Raw genomic sequence first — 21,020 nt, forward strand, 5'->3', positions numbered from 1 at the left:
TAGGACACTGAATAGCTGTCCGGCAATATGATATCTGTTTCGAACAGCAAGTTTTGAAGCCGTTCCTGTTAGATACGCTTCAACAGCAATGATTTTAGTTTCAATAGAAATTTTAGTCATAAGAAAACCCCGAAAGTTTGTTTCAACTTTCGGGGTAAAGGTCAAAATGGAAATTGCGATCGCCTTTTTTTGATACCAAGGCGGAAGTGCGATCAGTGATAATCGATGTGCAATCCTTCCATGGCTAATTACGTTGCTTTTTGATGAGGTGGTAGCCAGTACCACCAAGCAGAAGGACGCCCACGGTAATAATGATTCCACCGATAACATGCGTGGTGGATTTACCGGTTTCGGGTAAAGTAGCTTGTTTTGAAACGGTGGATGTTGGCTGTCCGGAACCGTGTGAAGAATGACTTTCCGCTGGTACCATCGTCACCGCACTCACAGAGCTTGATTGCTGCGTTGCATTACTAACCGCTGATGAGTGGGTCGTTGAGGTGCTGGTTGAACTTTCAGAATTTGTGGAAGAAGCCCCAGGTCCACTTGTCGAAGATGAGCTTGATGAGCTGCTGTTAGAGCTCGATGAGGCCACAAGTTCATAGGTAATGGTGACCACATTTTGATCAGCGCCGTCTTGAGTCACGGTATAAGAAGTTGGTTGATTAGCCATGATGGTGTACCCGGAAAAGGTTGGTTGGGCGATCGGAACCGTGCGACTAAACTTGGTGTTAATGGTCTTTGAGTCCAGTTTCTTGCCATCGGTCGAAACGTAATTAACAGTCACCGTTTCATCGTTTGGCGTTAGGACGGTCTTGTAAGTTTGTGACCCGCCCAAATCCTCGGCCGTTATTTTAGTGTGCGTCCCGGTTACGTATGCTAAGTATGCGTCAACCGTTGGGAAATGTAGATTGTTGATGATGTCCGTGTAGGGGGCATCCAGGTTAACGTTACCGTCCACATCAGTTTGCAGGATCCGTGAAGCAGTGTTGTCGACGGCAAAGCCGGTTACCGAGACGGGGCGGAAGACCAGTGTGTCGCCAACAGCAAAGCGATCAGAAACGGCTGTTGGAGCCGTCCCTTCTGGATCAGTGTTGGTCCAACTGTAGTTAACGGTGAAATTTGTTTTATCTGCGAATCCTGGTGACGTCAATGACATAAAAAAGAGGGCACCAAGGATCGCCAGAAATAATGGTCGTTTGAACGATGTGTGTGTCATTCGGTTAAACCTCGCTTTCTTAACTTAGTTAAGTATATCAGTTATAAGATTAGCAATCAAAATGATGATTTTTAATGCATGATAATTAATTTCCGAAAACATTTCAATGATTATCAGTTTACCGATTTTATTGAAAATCGAATTCGCCAGCCAAAAAACGATTCGTTTCTGGTGTAGAAACAGCCTGTTAAAACAAGGCCGCTAATGAGTGATCAAGCTCATTAGCGGTCCTGTTTAAATTATAAATATGTTGCCGGAGCGACAAGACCACCAAATTCATTGTCATTTGGTGCATCACGTTTTACCACGAGTTCTTGATTAGCAAAGCTAAGAATGCCGCTTTCGCCCATTTCACGGCCATAACCGGACATTTTGACGCCACCAAATTCTAATTCTGGAAGCGTGGAGAAGAATGTATTAACAAACACCATGCCGGTTTCAAGTTGGGAAGCAATTTCGGCTCCGTGATCCTTATCGCCAGAGAAGACGATACCACCTAACCCAAGGTCAGAATCATTGGCTAAATTAATGGCTTCTTCATCGTCTTTAACCTTGTAGACCATTGCCACTGGTCCAAAGAATTCTTGATGGTAGGCGGGGTTATCCTTGGTAACATCCGTCAAGATGGTTGGCAGGAAGAACTGTCCGTCTGAATCAACTGGGTCATGACGGAAGTAGAGGGTGGCCCCAGCGTCAACTGCGGCATCAACTTGCTCCTGAAGTTTTTCTTTTGCACGTTTTGATGACATCGGTGCTAGCGTCGTCTTGGGATCCATGGGATCGCCAAGGACGGCGTTTTTAAATGCCTTTTTTAAAGAAGCTAAGAATGCGTCATAGTTGTTTTCTGTAACAATAAAACGTTTGGAAGACGTGCAGACCTGGCCACAATTATATAACCGGGCCCGTGGCGCAATGGCGTTCACTTGGTCCATATTGGCGTCACTCGCAACAATAAAGGCGTCCGCACCACCTAATTCCATTGTGTTTTTCTTGAGGTTTTTACCTGCTTCTTCGGCGACTGAGCGACCGCCACGTTCAGATCCCGTCAATGCAATGCCGACAACACGTTTATCTGCGATGACGTCTGTTACTTGATCATAGGACAAGAAGAGGTTTGTAAGAGCACCAGCGGGCGCACCGGCTTCTGTGACAGCCTTTTCGAAGGCAAGCGCGGCGCCTGGCGTATTGGCAGCGTGCTTATACACGATGGGATCACCAACCGCGTAGTTGGGGGCAAAGATCCGCATCATTTGATAATAGGGGAAGTTCCACGGTTCAACCGCTAGGAGAACCCCAAGGGGATGATTTTCTAATTGTGCCTCACCGGCGATTGACTCAATCTGCCGCGGTGCGAGCAGTCGTTCCGCATTCTTAGCGTAATAGTCAGCGATGTCCGCACAAAGCAAGACTTCACCTTTGGCTTCCGAATAAAGTTTCCCCATATCGACGGTTAAGACGGTTGCTAATTCATCGACATGGTCGCGAAAATGAGTAGCAAGTTTCTGTAAAACGGTGATCCGACTGCTGACCGGGTCATTGCGCCAGTGTTTGTAGAGCGCTTGCGCGTTTGTTAGTGCCCGCTCAACGTCGGTAGCGGTAGCATTTTCATAAACATGAACTGTTTCGTTGGTATATGGATTAATGGTTTGATAGGCCATGATTGTGCCTCCTTAGTGACTGATAGTGACATGAAACCGGTTTCAACAGTTATATTGTAATGACGATTGTTACAGAATGCCAATGAAAATGCTTGTGATATGGTGAATTTTTAGATGCTATTGTTTAGATGCGATTAACATAATCGTTGGCTACTTTGACACGTGTCGTAACAGTTACTGACTTAACTAAAAAAATCCGTTAAAGGCACATTCAAGTTATGTGTTTAACGGATTTTATAATTGTTTGAATTTAATTATGAAGACGATCTTGAAGCTTATCGCCCCATTTATCAGCTTCTTTGGCAGCAAATACGGTACCACCAATTAAGAGGCCTCCAATAATTAGAACCATGGAAAAAGCTAATTTAAGAATACTAGACATAATATTAACCTCCTTAAGACTGATTCATTCGTGAAAAAATAAATGAAACAATGAGGACAAGAAGCACGGCGCCAATCAAAGAAGGGATAATTGCCATTCCTGCAAGTTTTGGCCCCCAAGAACCCAGGATAGCCTCACCCAAAGATGATCCTACTAGACCGGCAAGGATATTGCTAATCCAGCCCATGGAGTGACCGCGATTAGTAATCGCTCCAGCAATGGCACCAATGACAGCTCCGATAATGATTACCCATAACCAATGCATAGACTTTTACCTCCCGTGAAATGAATAAAATTATGGTGAAATGATACGTCAAATCGTAAAATCATTTCATTAATAAAACTAACCTAAAAAGCTTTTGTCGTCAAAAGCAATGCCTATGATTAAATTGACCACTAGATTTGGATTGTCTTGAAGAAAATGACGTTGTCCTTTTTACCGCCGGTAACCCATATATTTAGCCGGTTACATAGCTAGCATTATTTGAAGCTAAAAAAACATAGACAGAGGCCAGTTCGGCTTGGTTGACCAGCGCGACTCAGCAAAGATTTTTGACCAAATCCTGGAATTGCACCTTTTGGTTGGCCATTGTTAAGTTGTAACGGGGTCCAAATCGGGCCGGGGGCGACACCGTTCACTTGAATTCCTTTTTGAATTATTATCTGAGATAAGTTAATTGTATAATTCGCAATTGCGGCCTTTGTGGCCGCATAGTCAATTAAATGAGGGCTTGGATGAAACGCCTGGACAGAAGTTGTCGTGATGATGGCACTGCCGCTTTGAAGGCTTTTTTTCTGCTGCTTTCACAAGTGCCATCATCAAAAATAGATTGATTGTAAATGTCTCATGAATTTGCTCCATGGATAGTTTTTGATGATCTTCGACGGCAATTTGTTGGGCTGCATAGCAATGGTATCTAAGCCCCAAAAGGAGTAATAACACGTTTAATCATTTCTTGGGGTGCGGACTCATCTCTTAAATTAATGGGAGTAGCAATGCCTTTTGACCGGCAGAAATTGAAGGGCAACATCAGCACCTTCTCGAGCAAAAGCAATTGCAACAGCGCGACCGATGCCTGAATCACCGTCTGAAATAAGAACATTACGCTTGTCCAGGAAGCCCCGTAAAGCTAGGATTGAAGCGATGGTAGTGCGGTAACCAGAACTGGCAAAATGATGTGCTTTTGTGGACAGCGATTCAATGAAAGCAGCCAGAACTAAAAACGGTCATGAGAAAGCAAAAATTGCTTTCTCATGACCGTTTCGGTGATTATTAATTAGTACGGTGAGTCGTTCTATTACTCAAAAATTGGGAATTAAATTGAATGACGCAAAATTGCGAGTGGAGCAGTTGGTGTTGTCATTTGGTTATTAAAGATGAAAATGTCCGTGTCACTAGCAACTGCCTGCTTAAGAAAGCTGTTAGCCACTGTCGTATCACCGAATATTGTCAGGCTATCAGTAGTGAGTACAAGTGTTGCGACATTAGCTGCGTCGGTTTGTGTAACGATTTTAGCTGGTGTCTGGATAAGCCTGTTGGCACCTTGGGCCTTCTCAATCTCTGCTTGGAGTGTCGCGATGCCAGCGTTTATCAATTGATTGCTAACTTCTTGTACCAACTGGGTCAACTGAATGTGATCAGCCGGTAAATTAGGGTCAATGGATGCGGAGATTGTGGTACTCAGAGATTGGTTTTTGCTAACTTTACGAAAAAGGCCTTGATCTTCTTGATTAGCAACTAAGATCAGGGGTGATTTATCTTGGTTGGAGACATCTTTTATGATTTGTTTGTCAATATTAGTGAAAAAAGTGGTCGTATCTGTTATACCAGTCTCACTAATTGCGATATTGAAAATTTGATTAACGGATACTTGATTGGAAAAAGTGGCTCGAATAACTTGAGCATGGTCTTTTTGTAATAATAGTAGATCAAAGTCGGGGCGCGGTCGATTGTTGATCAAGACTGGCCATAATAATGGCTGAGGATCAATGTAGAGACCAGCTTCAATTGAAAAATTAAGTTCCACCACTTCAATACTATTGGTTGATACATAAATCAATAGTCCCTGACTTAACGTTTCCGAAATTGGGAGACCATTTGCAAATCTTTTATCAATCTGAAATTGGTAAGCGTTCCAAAGCTCCGATGAATATTCTAATTTAATGGTTGTTTCAGCCTGATCAATTAGTGAATTAAATGTTACCGTGTCTTGTTCAGGATTGTCTTGTTGTGGATGGAGTGGCAAATACAAGGAAACAATTGTGCCTTCGATTTTTTCTAAGGTTAGTAAGTCTTTGATTTTTTGTTTACGATCTTTTCTTGACATGAATTATCCCTCCAATTAAATTACCATCGGTTAACAGCTTGTCTTTTGAACAAACATAGTCTAAATCAGAGGGTTAAAAAAAGGTAATTTATGTTCTCCCAACTTGATAATGTTTTCAAACGAAAAGTCGTGAGGCGTCATTTATAGACAATAAAGCAAAGTGATTCTTAGACAGATTCGTGGTCATCTTTAAGAGCGAACCGAAAACTACGCCTTAATTGAATGTTTCAACTTACATGGACAGCCAACGGGTAGCGATGAAGTCGATTTAATCTCTAAAAGGGGAGACGCGGGTAATGAACGTGAAAAGTTAGTGTTAGGGCGCCGAGGTGATCGGAAATAGGTTGACTAATCTAAATATTGGAAGGATCACCTAATGCCCCGTTTGTTAACGGAATGGATATTAACAAAAAAACAATCACCCATTGTTCATGATGAGAACAGTGAGTGATTGTCGGTTAATTAAACGCTTTTGGCGGTTGTGTGCTGATGATTACTTGAGTTCAGTGGTTCTAATAATTGAAGTAAACTGTCATGTCTAACTGCATGGGGAATAAATGTCCGAATGTCATCCTCCGAAAAGCCAAATTGAACGATGGAACGGTCCGAATCAAAAATGATTGGAAAATGGAGCATGGATGGATTCTCAGCAATTGTGGTAAGTAAATCGTTTAGCGAAATGTCATCAATGCTATGGGTTTGCTTGAAGCGCACCATTGCTTTACTTTTCAGGGCAAGTAAATCATCGACGCCATTTTCAGAAGCGGCTAAAAATGATTTAAGTGGCAATTTTACCAACGTGGGGGCACTTGGATGAACCCGGTACTCCTTAACGGTAATGTGATGGTCTTTAAACCAGGTGACTGCACGTCTGGAAGGAAAATTTGATGGTATGGTATATAAACTAATCATAGTCCCTAACCTCGAATATAGTTTTTTGCAACTACATTGTACAAAACATTCCTTAACGTTACAAATGATTAGCGGGGCTAACGTAAATGATCGCCATTGACGAGCTTGTTGTTCGGGAGGACATCAGTCTCAACTTTTTTAATTAGGCGTAGTAATTCCAGCGTTTCATCGTGACCAAGAGCATTGGCCCACTGGTCGAAACGGGCCAGATGCCGTTTTTCGAGTTCATTGACAATGCGAAGACCATCGTCGGAGAGGGTGAGCTGCCGAACCCGGCGATCCTCATTACTCAATGATTGGTTAACAAGGCCACGCTTTAATAACGGTGAGAGTTGAATTGAGGTGCTGGCGGGCGCAACCTTCATAATCTGGGCAATTTTTCGGTTGGTTAATTGTCCGTTATCCCGAATGAGTTTTAGGATAAGCCAAGCGTTGTGGGACAACTGATATTGTTGATCGACGGTGGAAACAAACTCATCAATAAACTTTCCCATAAATAAAAATGCATTATTATACTGATCCATTAATTCTTTGTTGTCCATGGTAACTGCCTCCGAAAGGGTACGCCCGCCACTAGTTTAGTCTGGTCCAAAGCATCAATTGTCGTCGTCAACTGACGGTAAAGGAAGACACGGGATCCTTATTTAGAAAGTCATTATAGCGATTAACCGTGTTAAACACCGCTCATAAAAATCCAGATTCAAAAAAATTAAGAAACTAAATTGCCGGTGAAATTACCAGACCAACGGGTTAAAAATAACGTAGGAAATCAAAAAGCGATTACCTACGTCGTTTTATCTTGAATGTTAGTCCAGTTGGCCTAATCTTTGACAGGTGAATTGGCAATTTCGGTTCCGGCGTCTGGACCAGCATCTAACCGAATAATCCGGTCAACGCTGATGACCACTGCCGCAATCAAGTCGGGAAGCTTGTTATCGGTAGCAAACTGTTTTGCGTCGTCAAAAATCTTACCGTCCGTATAAATTGTAGCATGGCCTTCCACACGGATGCCCTTTAACCCGGGATAAGGATGCACGGCCACCGCAATTTTGCCGTTGTCCTGTAAATTTTGCCAGGCGTGGCGGCCAGTCTCTTCGTTATAGATCAAGTGCTCATCGTCTAAGACCCGCAGTGTACCCTTGGGACCAATCTGCGGATTCCCGTGCGCGTCCACTGTTGCGATAAACGGGAATGCCTTGTCGACTAATTCTTTCATTTCAGCGGTTAATTTTGCCATGAGCGATTCCTCCTGTTTATTGATGACCCAATTATAGAGGTGTGCAATCAAACAGACCAATTTTTGGACTTGAAATTATTGTTGACCGATTAAAAGCATAAAAGCACACTAGATGGGCCGACGTGATGATAAAAGCACCTTGGTTAGTGATGAAGAAATATAGCACTCTCGGGTTAGCAGCTTAGCGATTCAGTTGAGGAGGGTTAGTCATGGATGACACGGCGCAAACATTATTAGTTGCCATTGATGAATCGGCGCACGCCGACACGGTTGTGAAAGCGGCCATTCGCTATGCGGTCGATTTACGGATGAAAATCTTATTTCTCTTCGTGGTTGATGCCACGGGGTTCCATTTTGATGATGCTGATGGGAAGTTGAACCTACTCGTTCAAACAGAGCAACTGGCGGAACAAAAGAAGCTGACGGGTTACGTTGACCAGGCAAAAGCTAGCCGGGTTTTTGCCGCCGCTTCTAAAGTGATGTTGGGGAACCCGAAGGAAGAAATCATTGCGCAAGGAATGGACTCATCAATCTTTGCGTTGATGATCGGTGCGCAGGGGGCCAATGCAATTGACGCAAGTAGCCTCGGATCAACAGCCGATTTTTTGATTCACCATTTCAGCAAGACAGTTATTGTCGTTCGATAAATAGCGGTTCAAAGTGATAATTAAACCGGCGTTTCACCATTGATTCTTAATGGTGGAACGCTGGTTTGCGTTGGTTAGCTGGATTGATTGATGAGTCTGCCGGACAAATGTCAATTTTTCGCCGCCCGTCCAGAATTTGAAAATGGGCTTTTAGTGCGGTGGTATCGTTGGTCGTAAACTGATTTTGGGTAGTTTGCGAATCAATGCAAACTTGCCAGTGAAAAGGGAGTAACGCCAATGATTAAAGCAGCAATAATTGATGAACTCAATGCAGCTATTGAAACACAAGCCCATGTTCAAACGCTCAATCGAAACGTTTATCGTGCCTTTGGCTACGATTTAAGCACCATCTACATGTTGTTGCGGTTACAGCAAGCAACGGATGGCATTGAAATTGCGGTGCTGGCCAAAGCACTTAACATCAGTTCTTCGGCGCTATCACTGCGGATTAGTACCAATGTTCACTTAGGTCTCATTAGCGTTAAAAATGTTGCGAGGGATCGCCGGACAAAACGCGTTTTCCTGACTCAATTGGGTGAGCAAGCGACGCAAAAGTTTGGGACTCAATTGCACCACATCTTGAATAAGAATTGACGTAAGCGTCGAATAGCTGGCGGTTACAGTCATGACATTAGAACAAGTGGTGACTAAATAAGTAAACAATCAAGTATTTAAAAAAGTCATGATGTATGCTTTGTTGGATAAAGGGGGAGAAGCCATGAATTCAACAAGTCAAAGTGTGAAACGCTGGCCAATCATCGTCATTTTGGGACTGTTCTCGTTAGTGACTTCGTTATCTGGATCGAGTACAAATCTCGCGTTACCTAAAATGGCCGTTTCACTTGGTGTCTCCAGTAGCACCGCCACGTGGATCGTTCAAGTTGGCTTAGTGACGACGACCATTTTACTCGTTATGTTTGGTCACATCGGCGACATCACATCAAAGACATTAATCTTTTTATATGGCGGCGGGCTATTTATTCTGGGATCACTGATGACCGGGATCGCACTGGCGTTTTGGTTCGTTCTTCTGGGGCGCTTCATTCAAGCCATTGGATCTGCCATGATCATGGCGAACTCAATGGGAATCGTCACAGAAACGTTTTCAGATAATTCACGGGCTGAGGCGTTATCGGTAATTTCAATGTTTATTGCCATTGGGTCCATTTCTGGGCCAGCACTGGGTGGGCTGATTATGTCAATTTCATCCTGGCGCTGGATTTTTCTCTTCAACGTGCCCATTGGCATCATTATTTTAATCTTTGGTTGGCGAGTGTTGCCATTTACAAAAATTGATCGAACACTTGTCAAAACGGTGTATCAGCAGGCGGATTGGCGCGGGCAAAATGTCTTCACCATCGGAATTCTTCTCTTTTTCTCCAGCAGTTTATTTTTTAACACGCATACGCCAGTGGCCATGCTAACGGGGGTGGTGGCGCTCGTTTTAGGAAGTGTGATTACACTCTATAGCTTTAAAGTGGATGGCGAATCGAAAAATCCGTGGATCGATCCGACGATCCTTCATAATAAGGCGTTCATGGTATCGATCTTTGCGATGGCGCTGTCGATGCTGACAAACGCGATTTCTAACATTCTACTACCATTTTATTTACAAAGTTATAGCGGGTTGTCGCCGTTAGTAAGCGGTTTGATTATGGGCTTGCAAGCGGGCGTCATGCTGATTGTGACACCAATTGCAGGCGCACTTGCAGATCACTGGGATCGGATGAAGTTAACCATTATTGGCCTAGTTGTGCTGCTTATTTCGCAAATCGGTTATGCCGTTTATCCGCTCACCCTAAATTTGGTTATGATCATTTGGCCAATTGTTTTAAACGGAATCGGGATGGCACTGTTCCTTTCACCAAATAATGCCATTACGATGTCATCTGTCAGTTCACGCTTGTCGGGTGTCTCGGGTTCATTCAATTCATTTGCCCGGACGATCGGGATGACGGTCGGCATTAGTTTCGGGTCAACATTATTGTTTGCCCAATTACCAAACGTGAAACACGTTAGTCAAGCGCTGGGGATGACCTTTGTTGCGGCCTTTCAACGGGTCTTTTGGTTTGCAATTTTCATTTCGGTGCTTGCACTACTGATCGTGCTTTATCGGGCTAGATCAGCCAAGACAGTTGGACAAGATTCACCGAAATAGTGCTGAAATTAAGAGTGCTCACCGTGTTTTTGATAATCCTTGGACGGGTTGTCAAAACATGGTGAGCGCTTTTGTTGATTACAGCGATGTGGTGGGCGCAACGATCGTGCCGAACCGATCCTTCCAAATGCTGGCGTGGTGGGCCTTGATTTGTTCGGCGGAGAGAAGGGCAGAATCGCAAGTGGTAATGCCATCTAAAAGGATCGAGACGGTGAAGCCGAGGTGAAAGGCGACCCGAATGGTGGTATCGACGCAGAATTCAACCTGAGCACCACAGATTTCAATGTGTGTCAGCTGATTCATGTTAAGAAAGTCATTGAGACCGGTTTGATAAAACGAATCGGGGCGTGTTTTGATGAAATAAGTATCTGAACCCTGAGCGTCAATGTCTGAAAACAACTGCCAACCAGCTGACGCCACTTCCATACCAGGCTCGGTGTGTTGAATGAAAACGATTGGTTTGTGGTCGGCCCGGTATAAGTTGATCCGCTGATTAATGACGGCAACTGTTTGAGTTCGGTGGGCAATGTCTTGTAAACCAGCTTGCATATCGATAATAATGAGTGCGTCAGCCATGAAAAGACTCCTTTGTGGGTGGATGAAATGACAACAAATTCGGGTTAATCGAGATCCTTTAGTAATTGCGTAACTGCTGAAGTGACCTCTTCATCAACGGTCTTGTGATCCAAAAGGTCCACGATTTGAGTGGCAATCAATAAATCATTTTGTTCATGTGATGTTTCCGCAATAAAGAAGTAGATTTTGATAAAGATTTCAAGTTGGTGACCAGCGTCAGCGTCACCCTGTAAGGCCTGATGGGTGATGTGCTTAATTGACGTGGCAAGTTTTCGTTCCCGACGTTTTGCCGTTCTAGCATTAGTAATGGTGGGTAAAAATAGTGCTGTACAGACGGCTAGTATTTCCGCAGCGGCGGTGACCCATTCGGAAAGTGGTCCGATTTCCATGAGGAAAAGCTCCTTTCAAAAAGCAATGTTTGATTCACATTATACGCCATGAGCGGATGAAACCTAGTGACACCTAGATAGAAGACACTAGTGTTTAACTATTAAGAATAAATGAGACGGCGTTTAACGCCTACTCGATAGCATAAGGCAAGGTTGTATTAATGCTCGACATTAAGGTTCCACAACAGTATGATTAAATGAAAATAAAATGAGAACACGGGCTGTATGTAAGAACTTAGAACGGAAGAAGGCTGTCTGAATGAACCTTAAATCACCACTCTTTAACTATGACGCCAATTCAAATAGTGTCGTATCGCCAACCGAAGATCCTGAATTTACGGGGTTTGCGAAATGCTTATTTGCCTTTGTGGAGGACAAGGATTTACAAAACTTCTTTGAGGATTATGACGTTGAACAGGTCTTTCAATTCGAGAACATTACGAAACAGTTTCCGATTTGGCGTCTCACAATTGAAAATGAAGCAATCATGGTTGCGCAGGCACCACTTGGAGCGCCCGCTGCGGTGCAGTTTTTAGATTATTTAATTGGGCATGGTGCCAAGCAAATAATCAGTTTAGGCAGTTGCGGCGTACTGACCAAGCGACCAGAAGCAGCGTTCTTGGTTCCGTTTACGGCATTACGCGATGAGGGAACCTCTTATCACTATCTTCCGGCGGCACCGACGATTGAACTTAATGAAACCATGCAAACAACAATTGAACGCCAAATCAATCGGACTGGTCGGACAACGAGCCGCGTCAAGACATGGACAACGGATGCGTTCTTTCGCGAGACTCAGGCCCTGATTGAAGAATACCGGGCGGCGGGGTACGAGACGGTCGAAATGGAGTGTGCCGCGCTGGCTGCTTGCGCTGAATTTCGGCAGGTTGCGTTTGGTCAATTTTTCTTTACGGCTGATAGTTTAGCGGATAGTAATAATTATGATAAACGCGGTTGGGGTCTTTCGGCACGCCAAGAGGCCTTACAAATGGGCTTAGCGATCTTGTTACATTTGGAATGATATGGGGCCGTAAAACGGAATCAGGGGCATCTTAAAAAACGAAGCACAAATGAAAAGCCCGCCAGATGGCAGGCTTTGCGAAAACTATTCAATGATCAATTCTTCAGTCCATTTCTCATTTGTAGGCTCCTTTGTGTCGTTCAGCAAGCCAATGGTTAGTTCGCCAAAGTAGTCATGCGCCCCATTTTTCAATTCAGATGGATTTAGTTTGAATGCTAACTCATTGTTAGCCCGGACAACTAATTCGTTGATGTGGCGACCGTAAGGAATGTCGACGTGAAAATAGATTGAGCCTAAACTTTCGTGGCCGACCGGTGAGTCAGCGACCAACTTGATCCAGAATTCCGGACCATAAGGTTTTCCACTAGGGGAGACCACTTTAAAGGTTGCGGTTTTTCCAGCACGAATGATTTCCGGGAAACTATCAACCCGATTTTTAGGATAAACATAGCGGTCACTAAGTAAGAGGTCCTGCTTAGTGGTGTTTTTTACGACTAACTGTGTTGTCCAATCTGCCATAGGCGAATGCTCCTTTGTATGAGGAATTTGTGTCCCATGCTGGCCAGCTGTGAGGACACTTTGTAGGTTACACCGCGCGTGAAAACGCAACAAAAAATCTGCTTTAAAAGCTGCACTAGTTGAAATGCCTGAGTGGTTGAAAAGTTTGATTTAGATAATAATCAAGTGAAGCTGTGAGGTATAATGATTTTGTAAATAAATCATAAAGAATGAGGGTGTCCTGGTTGGGCCCACTACCGTCATTACATGAAGTTGTTGGTGTTCTACTAGCGATAAATTGTGTCTACATTTGCTTTCACTTAGTTTATTGGCATAACCACCGGTTTAGACAATGGCTCAATCACTTTTCACGAGCCGAAATCTTTGATCGGGTGTTTTTGGCGATCTTTATTTTTCAACATGTTACGGGAATTTTGTACGGTCTATATCGTGGAATAGGGCGTTAACGCGATGGCAATTGTAATCATCATTATCACAGCTGGACTAATTACCGGAATGCTCATGAAGATAACCGACCGGAAATCGCTGAATTTAAATGTGATTTTTGTGGTTGGCACAGTTATTGCGGCAATTGTGGTTTACCTTGTCAATGAAGTTTTAAGGTGGCGTGGATTTAGTCGCACGTTAAAGAAAAGCCAAGCGTACTCCTTGATATCAAGGAGTGTGCTTGGCTTTTTCGATGCAAAAATGATTCTGTAAGAGCGATGAGTAACCGTGCAAAGATCGGTTGTGAGACCTCATTTAGTTCAATTGGGCAATGTGTCTGTTGGTTAGTTGTTGATATTGTAAATAGAGTGCTGTGAACCGTGAATCACTTTTAGCTTCCCATGGTTTAGGGCTTCCGGCAAAATGCAGGATAACGGTCTGCTGCATAACCCAAGCAAGCGTGTGTTCGCCCATGCTGCGGATTTGATACGTCATAAATTGACGTGTGTCATAATTCCAAATTTCTTCAGGAATTTCGACGATGTGGCTGTGATATAAGTGATTAAGGACGTCTTGATCTGGTAAGAGGAGCTGGTCATGATAGGTTTCGATGGTCTGCTGAATCGCACTCGCTTGAATAATTTGCCGGGTTTTGTTCAAATCCATTAAGAGCACACCAGTGTTGTAATACTTCCCCTCAGTATTGAGCCGTAAATTATTGATTGGTGTGACAGCATCAAGCAAACCGGTGTGAGAGGCGGCCGCCATCATTGCGTCACCCAAATCAAAGGTCCACAGGGGTGAAAGGTCATTAATAATCAAGGTGTCAGGGTCAAGATAAATAATGCGACTCACATCATCTGGCAAGAAGTCACCAGCGAGTAAACGAAAGTACATTTCTGATGGATAATCATGGATTGTCGTAATCTTTTGCGTGTCAAAGACCTGATCAATTTGAATGGCAGTGAAGTGCCAGTTGAAACTCTGTACAAACGTTGATAATTCCTGAATTTGCGCTGGAGTAATTGTTTTATGGAGTAAATAGATGTGAAATTCATAAGCACGGTTATTGGCCGCCAAGGATGTCAACGCGGTCTTTAGCGGCATAAGATAATTTTGATTTAGCGTGACTAGGATATTGATCAGTGACATGAGTGAGGCTCCTTCTGAAATGAGTTGATCCAATTGAATTGTAGCATAATTGAAAAAATAACAGGGTGAGGAGCGGTTGAGCTAGGTTATAAGTCAATTAAATGATAAACAAGCACTTTGAATTTCAATGGCTATTTTTATTCCGTCTTATGGCCGGTTACTATGATAATTAGGGGCTGGTTTTATTGCAGTCGAGTATACGTTTCGCACAATTTAATTGTGCTGTGCTACTCTTGTTGGGTGGTACTCTTAAATTTCAAGACCTCAGAAAGGAGATAAATAAAGATCCTCAAGAAAGCTGCTTCGAGGCCTTTAGTAATATGGTTCTAAACAATAGTAAAGGAAGTCATCATCATGTCAAAATATTATAAGGTGTTTGTTACATGGCTTGTGTTTATTGCGTTAGTTCTTACCGAAAACTATTGGACACCAGCAGGATTTCTCAAGAATCCAGCAGTTTCGATTATTTTTGATGAAATAATTCTTATTTTGGTTGTTGTTGCTTTAAATGTTTTTTGGCTCAAACAAGAAATAAGCATTAAACCAACTGTATCGATTAAAGAGCAATTGGCCGTTACCTGGTTGCCTTTGGTTGCGTACTTGTTTTTAAACATTACCGCCGTTTCTTTTCTTTCACATATTGGTCGCAGTAAGCCAATTGGAACATTATTATTATTCTATGCAGCGGCAGTTTTGGTGGGCATAGCCGAAGAATATCTTTTCAGAGGGCTAATCATTTCGACAATTTTGTCATCATTCAATAAAATTACGTATAAAAGTGTTATGTATGCCGCGATTATCTCTAGTTTGACCTTTGGTCTAACGCATGGCATTAATCTTACAAGCCAAAGTGTTTTGGCAACAGTGGTTCAAGCGGCTTCGGCGGCTATGACTGGGTTCTTGTCAGCGGCCATCTTGCTACGGACTGGTAGTATTTTATGGCCAATGCTTTTTCACGCAATGAATGATGGTATGACGTTTATTGCGGCTGGAATTGGGGACAGCAAGATTGTTTCACTTAGCCCTGTTTACTTAGTTCCTTTATTATTAGGATTTTGGTTGTTACGTAGATCTAAATTCTTTGATAAAAATGGAGATTCAACTGAGTCTTTTACGAACTTTTCGAGAAAAATAACCGATCACATTTCTAACTAAAGTTCCAAAGAAAGGCTCTAACTTCCTAATGTTGTAGGAAGTTAGAGCCTTTTTGTGATTAATGATTCCGTTTCTTAATTACAAATAAGGTGGTGACACCAGCTAAGATGATAATGCCAATGATGCTGGTTGTGTAACCAATTGCACTGGTACTTGGTAAGCTCGCGTGATGAGATGCATCATGTTTGCTAGTTTGTTGCGTTGGGGTGTTTGATGAGTTATTGCTTGAAGAATCTTCTTTGACAAGGGTAGCAACGATTGATTGACCATTACTGCTTTGTGAATTTGATTGACTAGCAGCTGATGATTGGCCGTTCGAAGTTACGATTGAGCTCGATGAAGAACTCCCAGAGACGCTTGAACTATCTGCATTACTGGGATTTGACGAAGAACCGTTTGAAGCGATAGAGGAACTTGATGAGCTTGAGCTTTCGGAATTTGATGAAGCGATAGGGTTATAAGTGATGGTCACAACGTTAGCACCTGCTCCATCCTTATCCACTTTGTATGAAGTGGGTTGATTAGATGAAATCGTGTAGCCAGCAAATGTTGGATGATCAATCGTAATTGTCTGATTGAACTTGGCCGCAATTGTCTTAGAACCGAGCTGTTTTCCCTCGACTGAAACATAATTAATCATCACTGATTCTTCGTTTGGCACTAATACGGTATTCAAAAAGTTTTCTGTACCGTTCCACTCCGGCTTAACGGTAAGGCCGCTATTATAGCTGTATCAATATAATCGTCAATGATTGTAGCACCAGGAAGACTATCAATGGCTGCTTTGTAAGAAAATGTTGCACTAGGAAACGAGGGATTCGTATTATCAATGATACTAGATTTATCGTTATCAATTGTGTATCCATTTTTTGATACATGAATGAGGGGAAAGGGCTGTCCCGCGGCAAAATGTTGAGAAATGGGAGAAAAGGTAACACTACCATCTTCAGATTTCCAAGTATAGGTTACGGTGAAACTATTGGGATCGGGAGCTGCCGATGCAGGAATCGTTAGGCCTAAAGTAATAATGAACATCAAGATAGAAAAAGCATTTCGAAAGGCTTTTGAATGTTTCATTTTAACCATCCTCCTGAGGATGACGTTTGTATACTCGGATTTTAGCATACCAACGCAGACTGAAAGAAGCGTTATTACTTCTTATGTGAAGGGTAGTTCACTGGGACGCCGCTCCTCTTTAGTAATCCGTGGCTCAATTCGTTTCATCGTTGACGGCCACTTGGCTTCTCCAAATGCGTTGAACTCAAACACCAGTTGTGTTTGAGTGCGAATGTCTTTAATGAGATCTTCCAAATAGTAAAGTTCGTAGGTATCTACAACACAAATAGGGATTGAACGTGTCCGCCGCCCCTTGTGTGTTATTAACATGAAAAAGTTGTAGGCTTTGTCGTACTTATCGTTTGCAACCTGAATATGGTACTGACATCCTGGCACTCGCGTAAACAGTCGGTTGACACCTTCCATTATCTTTTTAACATCTTTATTCATAGTGAATTACTTTCCTTAAGCATTACCGTTACCCAACTCTTAAATAGCCATTGCCTCGTTTGATGATTAAATTATACGAACGAACGTTTGCGACGACGAGGCAAAATGTTAGTTACTTTTGCGAAAATATCAATCTCCAAAATTGTGAAGAAGAACAGTGTAGGGATTAAATTTCTTCAATCGTTCATGTACTTGGTATACCTATTTTCCGTAAATTCACACACCTCAAAAGAGGCTTGCGCAAAATTTGCGCAAAATGTTTTTTTATTTCAGTGATTATTCAGTGATTGGTCAAAATCAAAAAAAATAAGCCAAGCCCATGATATAAAAGGGTTTGGCTTACTTTTTTCTCTTCTTCGTGACCGTTCAATAACGGGTCAAAAAGGAGACGACAGGATTTGAACCTGCGCGCCCGCTATAAACGGGTTCGACGGATTTCGAGTCCGTTGCATTACCGCTCTGCCACGTCTCCAAAAGTACTTAATTAGTATAGCATAAATTGCCGGACTGACAAGCATTGTGAGGGGATAAAGTGAGCGGGTAATGAATTAACTAATTGAATTCGATCTCAGTCATGGATTCTTCAATGTCTTCAAAGACGTGGTTGCCTTCAATAAACGTTCGCCACGCGTGATCATCGTTCACGTTACTCCCGAGAGCAGCGGCAATTCGGTTATAAATGTTCTCGAGGACGGGAACAAACATTTTATCGACGGCCCGGTCGAGTTGGGTGTCATTCCATTGTTTTGCCGCTAACCGTCGTTGGTTACGCGCCTGTTGAAAGGCGAGGGCCTGTTCATAGTAAATTGGCCAAATGTTTGAGTTATTTTCAAGATAAGTCTTAAACGTTTCGTGATCCATACTGAAACCCCTTTAGCGAATGTACGTTCGCATTTATTTAGTTTCCATTCTAATCCTGTCCCGTCCTGATAGCAATAACGAGTTTGATTGACGAGGGGATTATTATGAGCGCCTTAAAAAGTAGCCATGCCGAGCCAGTGATGTTTGACTGTTAAGCAAACAGCGGTTAAAGTTAACTCAACAATTAACGACTTAAACTGGTTTTAATTAAGACAGAATAAGGATGGCAACTCATGAACGTTGGAATTGATAAAATGGGGTTCTACACACCGCATTACGTACTGGACATGACGGATCTCGCCAATGCGCGTGGTGATGAGCCGGCGAAGTATCACATTGGCATTGGGCAGTCAGAGATGGCGGTCGTGCCGGTGACACAAGACGTCGTCACAATGGCCGCAAACGCTGCTGCTCAGGTGCTTGACGATACTGATCGTGATCAAATTGATCTGATTTTATTCGCGACTGAATCAGGCATTGATAATTCGAAGGCCGCGGCAGTTTACGTTCAGCACTTGTTAGGGCTGACTGAACACACCCGGGCAGTTGAAGTAAAGCAAGCATGTTATTCAGCGACCGCAGCGTTGCAACTGGGTCGTGATTACCTGGTAGCCCATCCTGACCGGCGTGTCTTAGTTCTGGCGGCGGATGTGGCCCGGTACGGGTTGGAAACGGCTGGAGAAATCACGCAGGGCGGCGGCGCGGTTGCCATGGTGATGAGCACGGAGCCCACAATCATGGCAATTGAAGCGGACAGTATGTATTTAACACGTGATGTTATGGATTTTTGGCGGCCAGTTTACGCGACGGAAGCACGGGTTGACGGGCATTATTCAGCCAACATTTACATCGATTTTTTCCAGGATGTCTGGCAACGATTTAAAACGCAATTTGATCAATCGGCGATGGATTTTGATGCATTTCTCTTTCATTTGCCGTTTACAAAAATGGGACTTAAAGCGTTGCGAACGGTTTTACCAGAAGTGGATGACACACAGGCGACGAAACTAACGACGAACTTTGAGGCCGCCCGTGAATGGAACCGTCATGTGGGGAATCTATACACGGGTTCTTTGTACCTGAGCCTGCTGTCACTATTAGCAAACGGTGAGCTCGCTGCTGGTGCCCGTTTAGGACTCTTTAGTTTCGGCTCCGGGGCAGAAGGTGAGTTTTATACTGGCCGACTGCAACCAGATTATCGCCAGGGGTTCAATAAGGCAGCGATTACGGAACTACTTAATAACCGGACGCCGGTTGATGTGGCCACATACGAAGCGCTATTTTCAGATCAATTGCCAACCAACGGCACGGATCGGGAGCTTGATATCAGTGCGGACCCAGCCCAATTTGTGTTAACAGGCATTAAGAACGAACAGCGCCAATATTTAAATCGTGGTTAATGAAAACGGTGGTCCTACGGGATTGCCGTTTTTTGGATGAAAAAAGTCCTGTCGATCAAGGATGATCAACAGGACTAAACGGAACGGTGATTATTTAATGAAGTTCGTGACAGTTTTACCGTTTTTTGCACTATACAAAACCTTGCCTGATTGGTCCGGGCTAACCATGGCCAGGGTGTAATCGTCCTTCAAGGATTTACTGATGTTGGCGGATGAGGCCCGTAAATGGTCTGTCATGGTTGGCCATTTAGCTTCCTCAGCGTCACTTGGCGTTTTTTCTAACTCCTCCAGAGCTTTAACGGCATCCTTATTGGTTGGATGAATGGTGTATGTCTTTGTGTCAGCGTCAAGTGTAACGGTACCAAGACTACTGAAGGCATTTGCCAGTTGTGATTTAACCTGGCTCTGTGCGTTAGCGGTTGCCGCACTCTTCTGGCCGGCCGTTTCACCATCAATGGCAGCTTGGTTCGGATTGAATACCGAGGCAGCTTTGGTTAATGCTGCCTTAGTGGTCGAACTGCTGGAAGATGACTGCATGCTCCATGAACCATGGTGGTGCCAGACGGGGAGCTTAACGACGCCGTAACCAGTAATGAGGGCAAAGACGACGACTAATAGGGTGGCAAAACGCCAAGTTCCGTAAGACTGAATTGAGTTGAGCAGGTAAAAAACGGCAAGGACCAACGCGATGCCACCGAAAACGGCCAAAAAGATCATGATTATTCCTCGATTTCATTGGGTAATGTTGTCTTTTAAGTGTACCATTGTGGCCGCCACCGAAAAAGGGGCCATTAATGAATTGAGTGGTGGAAATTAGTGATAACCGTATGTGAAACGGAAAATTGTGGGCAATGTTTCGATTTAGATTCATAAATGGTGAATCGATTGCCATTATCATGAGGATTTACTAAAAAATATGAATGAGTTTTCGGAATCACGGTGACAATGTTCGCTAATCGAGTATACTGAGAATACTACTTGAGGAGGAACACACACGTGAAATCAATTTACTTAGCAAGTCCTTTTTTTGATGAAGAACAAATTGACCGGGTTAAGCGCGTTGAAGCAGCCTTAGCCGCCAACGCAACTATTGGGGATGTCTTTAGCCCCCGGAAGTCGCAGTTTCCCGAATTGACCTTTGGGAGTCCTGAATGGCAAGAAACGGCCTATAACCATGACTTAGAAAACCTTAACGGGTCCGATATTGTTGTGGCAGTGTCTGACTTCACTGAAGATTCAGTTGATAGTGGGACGGCGTTTGAAATTGGTTACGCCGTGGCTAAGGGCAAGCAGGTAGTTTTACTTCACGAAAAGGATAGCCTTGTTAACTTAATGTTGGCTAAGGGGGCAGTGACTTACGTGACAACGGCTGAAGCCATTGCAGATCTTGATTTTGATGCCTTACCAAATCAAGCCTACCCAGGCGAAGTTCAATAATCAGTAAAAAAATCCCTGAACGGCTAACTGCGTTCAGGGAT

25 protein-coding genes, 1 tRNA gene and 1 pseudogene are annotated in these 21,020 nt (G+C 43.4%); 8 read left to right on the forward strand and 19 right to left on the reverse strand.

Going from position 1 to position 21,020, the window contains the following annotated elements; genetic code table 11:
• Positions 1–244: 244 nt before the first annotated feature.
• From ACKTR5_RS03895 to ACKTR5_RS03935, 9 genes and pseudogenes are all read right to left on the reverse strand, one after another.
• Positions 245–1,216, reverse strand: coding sequence for an LPXTG cell wall anchor domain-containing protein (locus ACKTR5_RS03895; RefSeq protein ID WP_407879351.1), 972 nt, complete (start codon positions 1,214–1,216; stop codon positions 245–247).
• Positions 1,217–1,455: 239 nt separating this feature from the next.
• Positions 1,456–2,874 (reverse strand): NAD-dependent succinate-semialdehyde dehydrogenase, encoded by a 1,419-nt coding sequence (locus tag ACKTR5_RS03900; RefSeq protein ID WP_407879353.1) that lies wholly within the window; start codon positions 2,872–2,874, stop codon positions 1,456–1,458.
• Positions 2,875–3,124: 250 nt separating this feature from the next.
• A complete protein-coding gene (locus ACKTR5_RS03905) occupies positions 3,125–3,256 on the reverse strand; it encodes a hypothetical protein (RefSeq protein ID WP_407879354.1) in 132 nt (43 codons plus the stop codon).
• Between the two features lie 13 nt (positions 3,257–3,269).
• Positions 3,270–3,521: a GlsB/YeaQ/YmgE family stress response membrane protein gene (locus ACKTR5_RS03910; protein WP_407879356.1), complete on the reverse strand. Its 252-nt coding sequence runs from the start codon at positions 3,519–3,521 to the stop codon at positions 3,270–3,272.
• A 131-nt stretch (positions 3,522–3,652) separates the two neighbouring features.
• Positions 3,653–4,402: pseudogene (locus ACKTR5_RS03915) on the reverse strand (SDR family oxidoreductase).
• Positions 4,403–4,572: 170 nt separating this feature from the next.
• The gene (locus tag ACKTR5_RS03920; protein WP_407879358.1) at positions 4,573–5,583 is read right to left on the reverse strand and encodes a baeRF3 domain-containing protein; all 1,011 of its coding nucleotides are present in this window, start codon (positions 5,581–5,583) and stop codon (positions 4,573–4,575) included.
• A gap of 462 nt (positions 5,584–6,045) precedes the next feature.
• Positions 6,046–6,495, reverse strand: coding sequence for an ArsC/Spx/MgsR family protein (locus ACKTR5_RS03925; protein ID WP_407879360.1), 450 nt, complete (start codon positions 6,493–6,495; stop codon positions 6,046–6,048).
• Positions 6,496–6,572: 77 nt separating this feature from the next.
• On the reverse strand, positions 6,573–7,037 hold the full coding sequence (locus ACKTR5_RS03930) for a MarR family winged helix-turn-helix transcriptional regulator (RefSeq protein WP_407879362.1): 465 nt from the start codon (positions 7,035–7,037) through the stop codon (positions 6,573–6,575).
• A gap of 278 nt (positions 7,038–7,315) precedes the next feature.
• The gene (locus ACKTR5_RS03935; RefSeq protein WP_407879364.1) at positions 7,316–7,732 is read right to left on the reverse strand and encodes a pyridoxamine 5'-phosphate oxidase family protein; all 417 of its coding nucleotides are present in this window, start codon (positions 7,730–7,732) and stop codon (positions 7,316–7,318) included.
• Between the two features lie 209 nt (positions 7,733–7,941).
• Here ACKTR5_RS03935 and ACKTR5_RS03940 point away from each other — a divergent pair, with 209 nt between their 5' ends.
• From ACKTR5_RS03940 to ACKTR5_RS03950, 3 genes are all read left to right on the forward strand, one after another.
• Positions 7,942–8,379 (forward strand): universal stress protein, encoded by a 438-nt coding sequence (locus ACKTR5_RS03940; RefSeq protein WP_407879366.1) that lies wholly within the window; start codon positions 7,942–7,944, stop codon positions 8,377–8,379.
• 237 nt (positions 8,380–8,616) lie between these two features.
• A complete protein-coding gene (locus ACKTR5_RS03945) occupies positions 8,617–8,973 on the forward strand; it encodes a hypothetical protein (RefSeq protein WP_407879368.1) in 357 nt (118 codons plus the stop codon).
• 124 nt (positions 8,974–9,097) lie between these two features.
• Positions 9,098–10,537 carry an MFS transporter gene (locus ACKTR5_RS03950; protein ID WP_407879370.1) on the forward strand — a complete coding sequence of 480 codons (1,440 nt, stop codon included), beginning with the start codon at positions 9,098–9,100 and terminating at the stop codon, positions 10,535–10,537.
• A 78-nt stretch (positions 10,538–10,615) separates the two neighbouring features.
• On the opposite strand, the gene ACKTR5_RS03955 is transcribed toward ACKTR5_RS03950, so the two are convergent.
• Together ACKTR5_RS03955 and ACKTR5_RS03960 are read right to left on the reverse strand one after the other, a co-directional pair.
• Positions 10,616–11,113 carry an isochorismatase family protein gene (locus ACKTR5_RS03955; RefSeq protein WP_407879372.1) on the reverse strand — a complete coding sequence of 166 codons (498 nt, stop codon included), beginning with the start codon at positions 11,111–11,113 and terminating at the stop codon, positions 10,616–10,618.
• A gap of 44 nt (positions 11,114–11,157) precedes the next feature.
• The gene (locus ACKTR5_RS03960) at positions 11,158–11,502 is read right to left on the reverse strand and encodes a hypothetical protein (RefSeq protein ID WP_407879374.1); all 345 of its coding nucleotides are present in this window, start codon (positions 11,500–11,502) and stop codon (positions 11,158–11,160) included.
• Between the two features lie 259 nt (positions 11,503–11,761).
• Between ACKTR5_RS03960 and ACKTR5_RS03965 the strand changes: the two genes are divergently transcribed.
• Positions 11,762–12,523 carry a nucleoside phosphorylase gene (locus tag ACKTR5_RS03965; RefSeq protein WP_407879376.1) on the forward strand — a complete coding sequence of 254 codons (762 nt, stop codon included), beginning with the start codon at positions 11,762–11,764 and terminating at the stop codon, positions 12,521–12,523.
• A gap of 84 nt (positions 12,524–12,607) precedes the next feature.
• Here the strand turns inward: ACKTR5_RS03965 and ACKTR5_RS03970 are convergent, their stop codons facing one another.
• A complete protein-coding gene (locus ACKTR5_RS03970) occupies positions 12,608–13,042 on the reverse strand; it encodes a hypothetical protein (RefSeq protein ID WP_407879378.1) in 435 nt (144 codons plus the stop codon).
• A gap of 450 nt (positions 13,043–13,492) precedes the next feature.
• Here ACKTR5_RS03970 and ACKTR5_RS03975 point away from each other — a divergent pair, with 450 nt between their 5' ends.
• Positions 13,493–13,741, forward strand: a complete 249-nt coding sequence (locus ACKTR5_RS03975) for a hypothetical protein (protein ID WP_407879380.1) — start codon at positions 13,493–13,495, stop codon at positions 13,739–13,741.
• 42 nt (positions 13,742–13,783) lie between these two features.
• Here the strand turns inward: ACKTR5_RS03975 and ACKTR5_RS03980 are convergent, their stop codons facing one another.
• Positions 13,784–14,620 carry a glycosyltransferase family 8 protein gene (locus ACKTR5_RS03980; protein ID WP_407879381.1) on the reverse strand — a complete coding sequence of 279 codons (837 nt, stop codon included), beginning with the start codon at positions 14,618–14,620 and terminating at the stop codon, positions 13,784–13,786.
• A 354-nt stretch (positions 14,621–14,974) separates the two neighbouring features.
• Between ACKTR5_RS03980 and ACKTR5_RS03985 the strand changes: the two genes are divergently transcribed.
• A complete protein-coding gene (locus ACKTR5_RS03985) occupies positions 14,975–15,775 on the forward strand; it encodes a CPBP family intramembrane glutamic endopeptidase (protein ID WP_407879382.1) in 801 nt (266 codons plus the stop codon).
• A 58-nt stretch (positions 15,776–15,833) separates the two neighbouring features.
• Here the strand turns inward: ACKTR5_RS03985 and ACKTR5_RS03990 are convergent, their stop codons facing one another.
• The 5 genes from ACKTR5_RS03990 to ACKTR5_RS04010 all read right to left on the reverse strand — a co-directional run bounded on the left by ACKTR5_RS03990 (position 15,834) and on the right by ACKTR5_RS04010 (position 18,142).
• On the reverse strand, positions 15,834–16,415 hold the full coding sequence (locus tag ACKTR5_RS03990; protein ID WP_407879383.1) for an LPXTG cell wall anchor domain-containing protein: 582 nt from the start codon (positions 16,413–16,415) through the stop codon (positions 15,834–15,836).
• A gap of 32 nt (positions 16,416–16,447) precedes the next feature.
• Complete coding sequence (locus tag ACKTR5_RS03995) at positions 16,448–16,852, reverse strand: hypothetical protein (RefSeq protein ID WP_407879384.1); 405 nt, start codon at positions 16,850–16,852, stop codon at positions 16,448–16,450.
• A gap of 81 nt (positions 16,853–16,933) precedes the next feature.
• Entirely contained in the window at positions 16,934–17,281 is a 348-nt protein-coding gene (locus ACKTR5_RS04000; RefSeq protein WP_407879385.1) for an acetyl-CoA carboxylase, read from the reverse strand.
• Between the two features lie 383 nt (positions 17,282–17,664).
• A tRNA-Ser gene (locus tag ACKTR5_RS04005) sits at positions 17,665–17,753 on the reverse strand.
• A gap of 80 nt (positions 17,754–17,833) precedes the next feature.
• Positions 17,834–18,142, reverse strand: coding sequence for a hypothetical protein (locus ACKTR5_RS04010; protein ID WP_407879386.1), 309 nt, complete (start codon positions 18,140–18,142; stop codon positions 17,834–17,836).
• Positions 18,143–18,375: 233 nt separating this feature from the next.
• On the opposite strand from ACKTR5_RS04010, the gene ACKTR5_RS04015 reads away from it, so the two are divergent.
• The gene (locus ACKTR5_RS04015; protein WP_407879387.1) at positions 18,376–19,542 is read left to right on the forward strand and encodes a hydroxymethylglutaryl-CoA synthase; all 1,167 of its coding nucleotides are present in this window, start codon (positions 18,376–18,378) and stop codon (positions 19,540–19,542) included.
• 90 nt (positions 19,543–19,632) lie between these two features.
• On the opposite strand, the gene ACKTR5_RS04020 is transcribed toward ACKTR5_RS04015, so the two are convergent.
• Positions 19,633–20,259, reverse strand: coding sequence for a hypothetical protein (locus ACKTR5_RS04020; RefSeq protein WP_407879389.1), 627 nt, complete (start codon positions 20,257–20,259; stop codon positions 19,633–19,635).
• 279 nt (positions 20,260–20,538) lie between these two features.
• Here ACKTR5_RS04020 and ACKTR5_RS04025 point away from each other — a divergent pair, with 279 nt between their 5' ends.
• Positions 20,539–20,979, forward strand: coding sequence for a nucleoside 2-deoxyribosyltransferase (locus tag ACKTR5_RS04025; protein ID WP_407879390.1), 441 nt, complete (start codon positions 20,539–20,541; stop codon positions 20,977–20,979).
• Positions 20,980–21,020: the final 41 nt, after the last annotated feature.

It is taken from the genome of Furfurilactobacillus entadae (assembly GCF_045862745.1).
In the GTDB taxonomy this organism is placed as follows: domain Bacteria; phylum Bacillota; class Bacilli; order Lactobacillales; family Lactobacillaceae; genus Furfurilactobacillus; species Furfurilactobacillus entadae.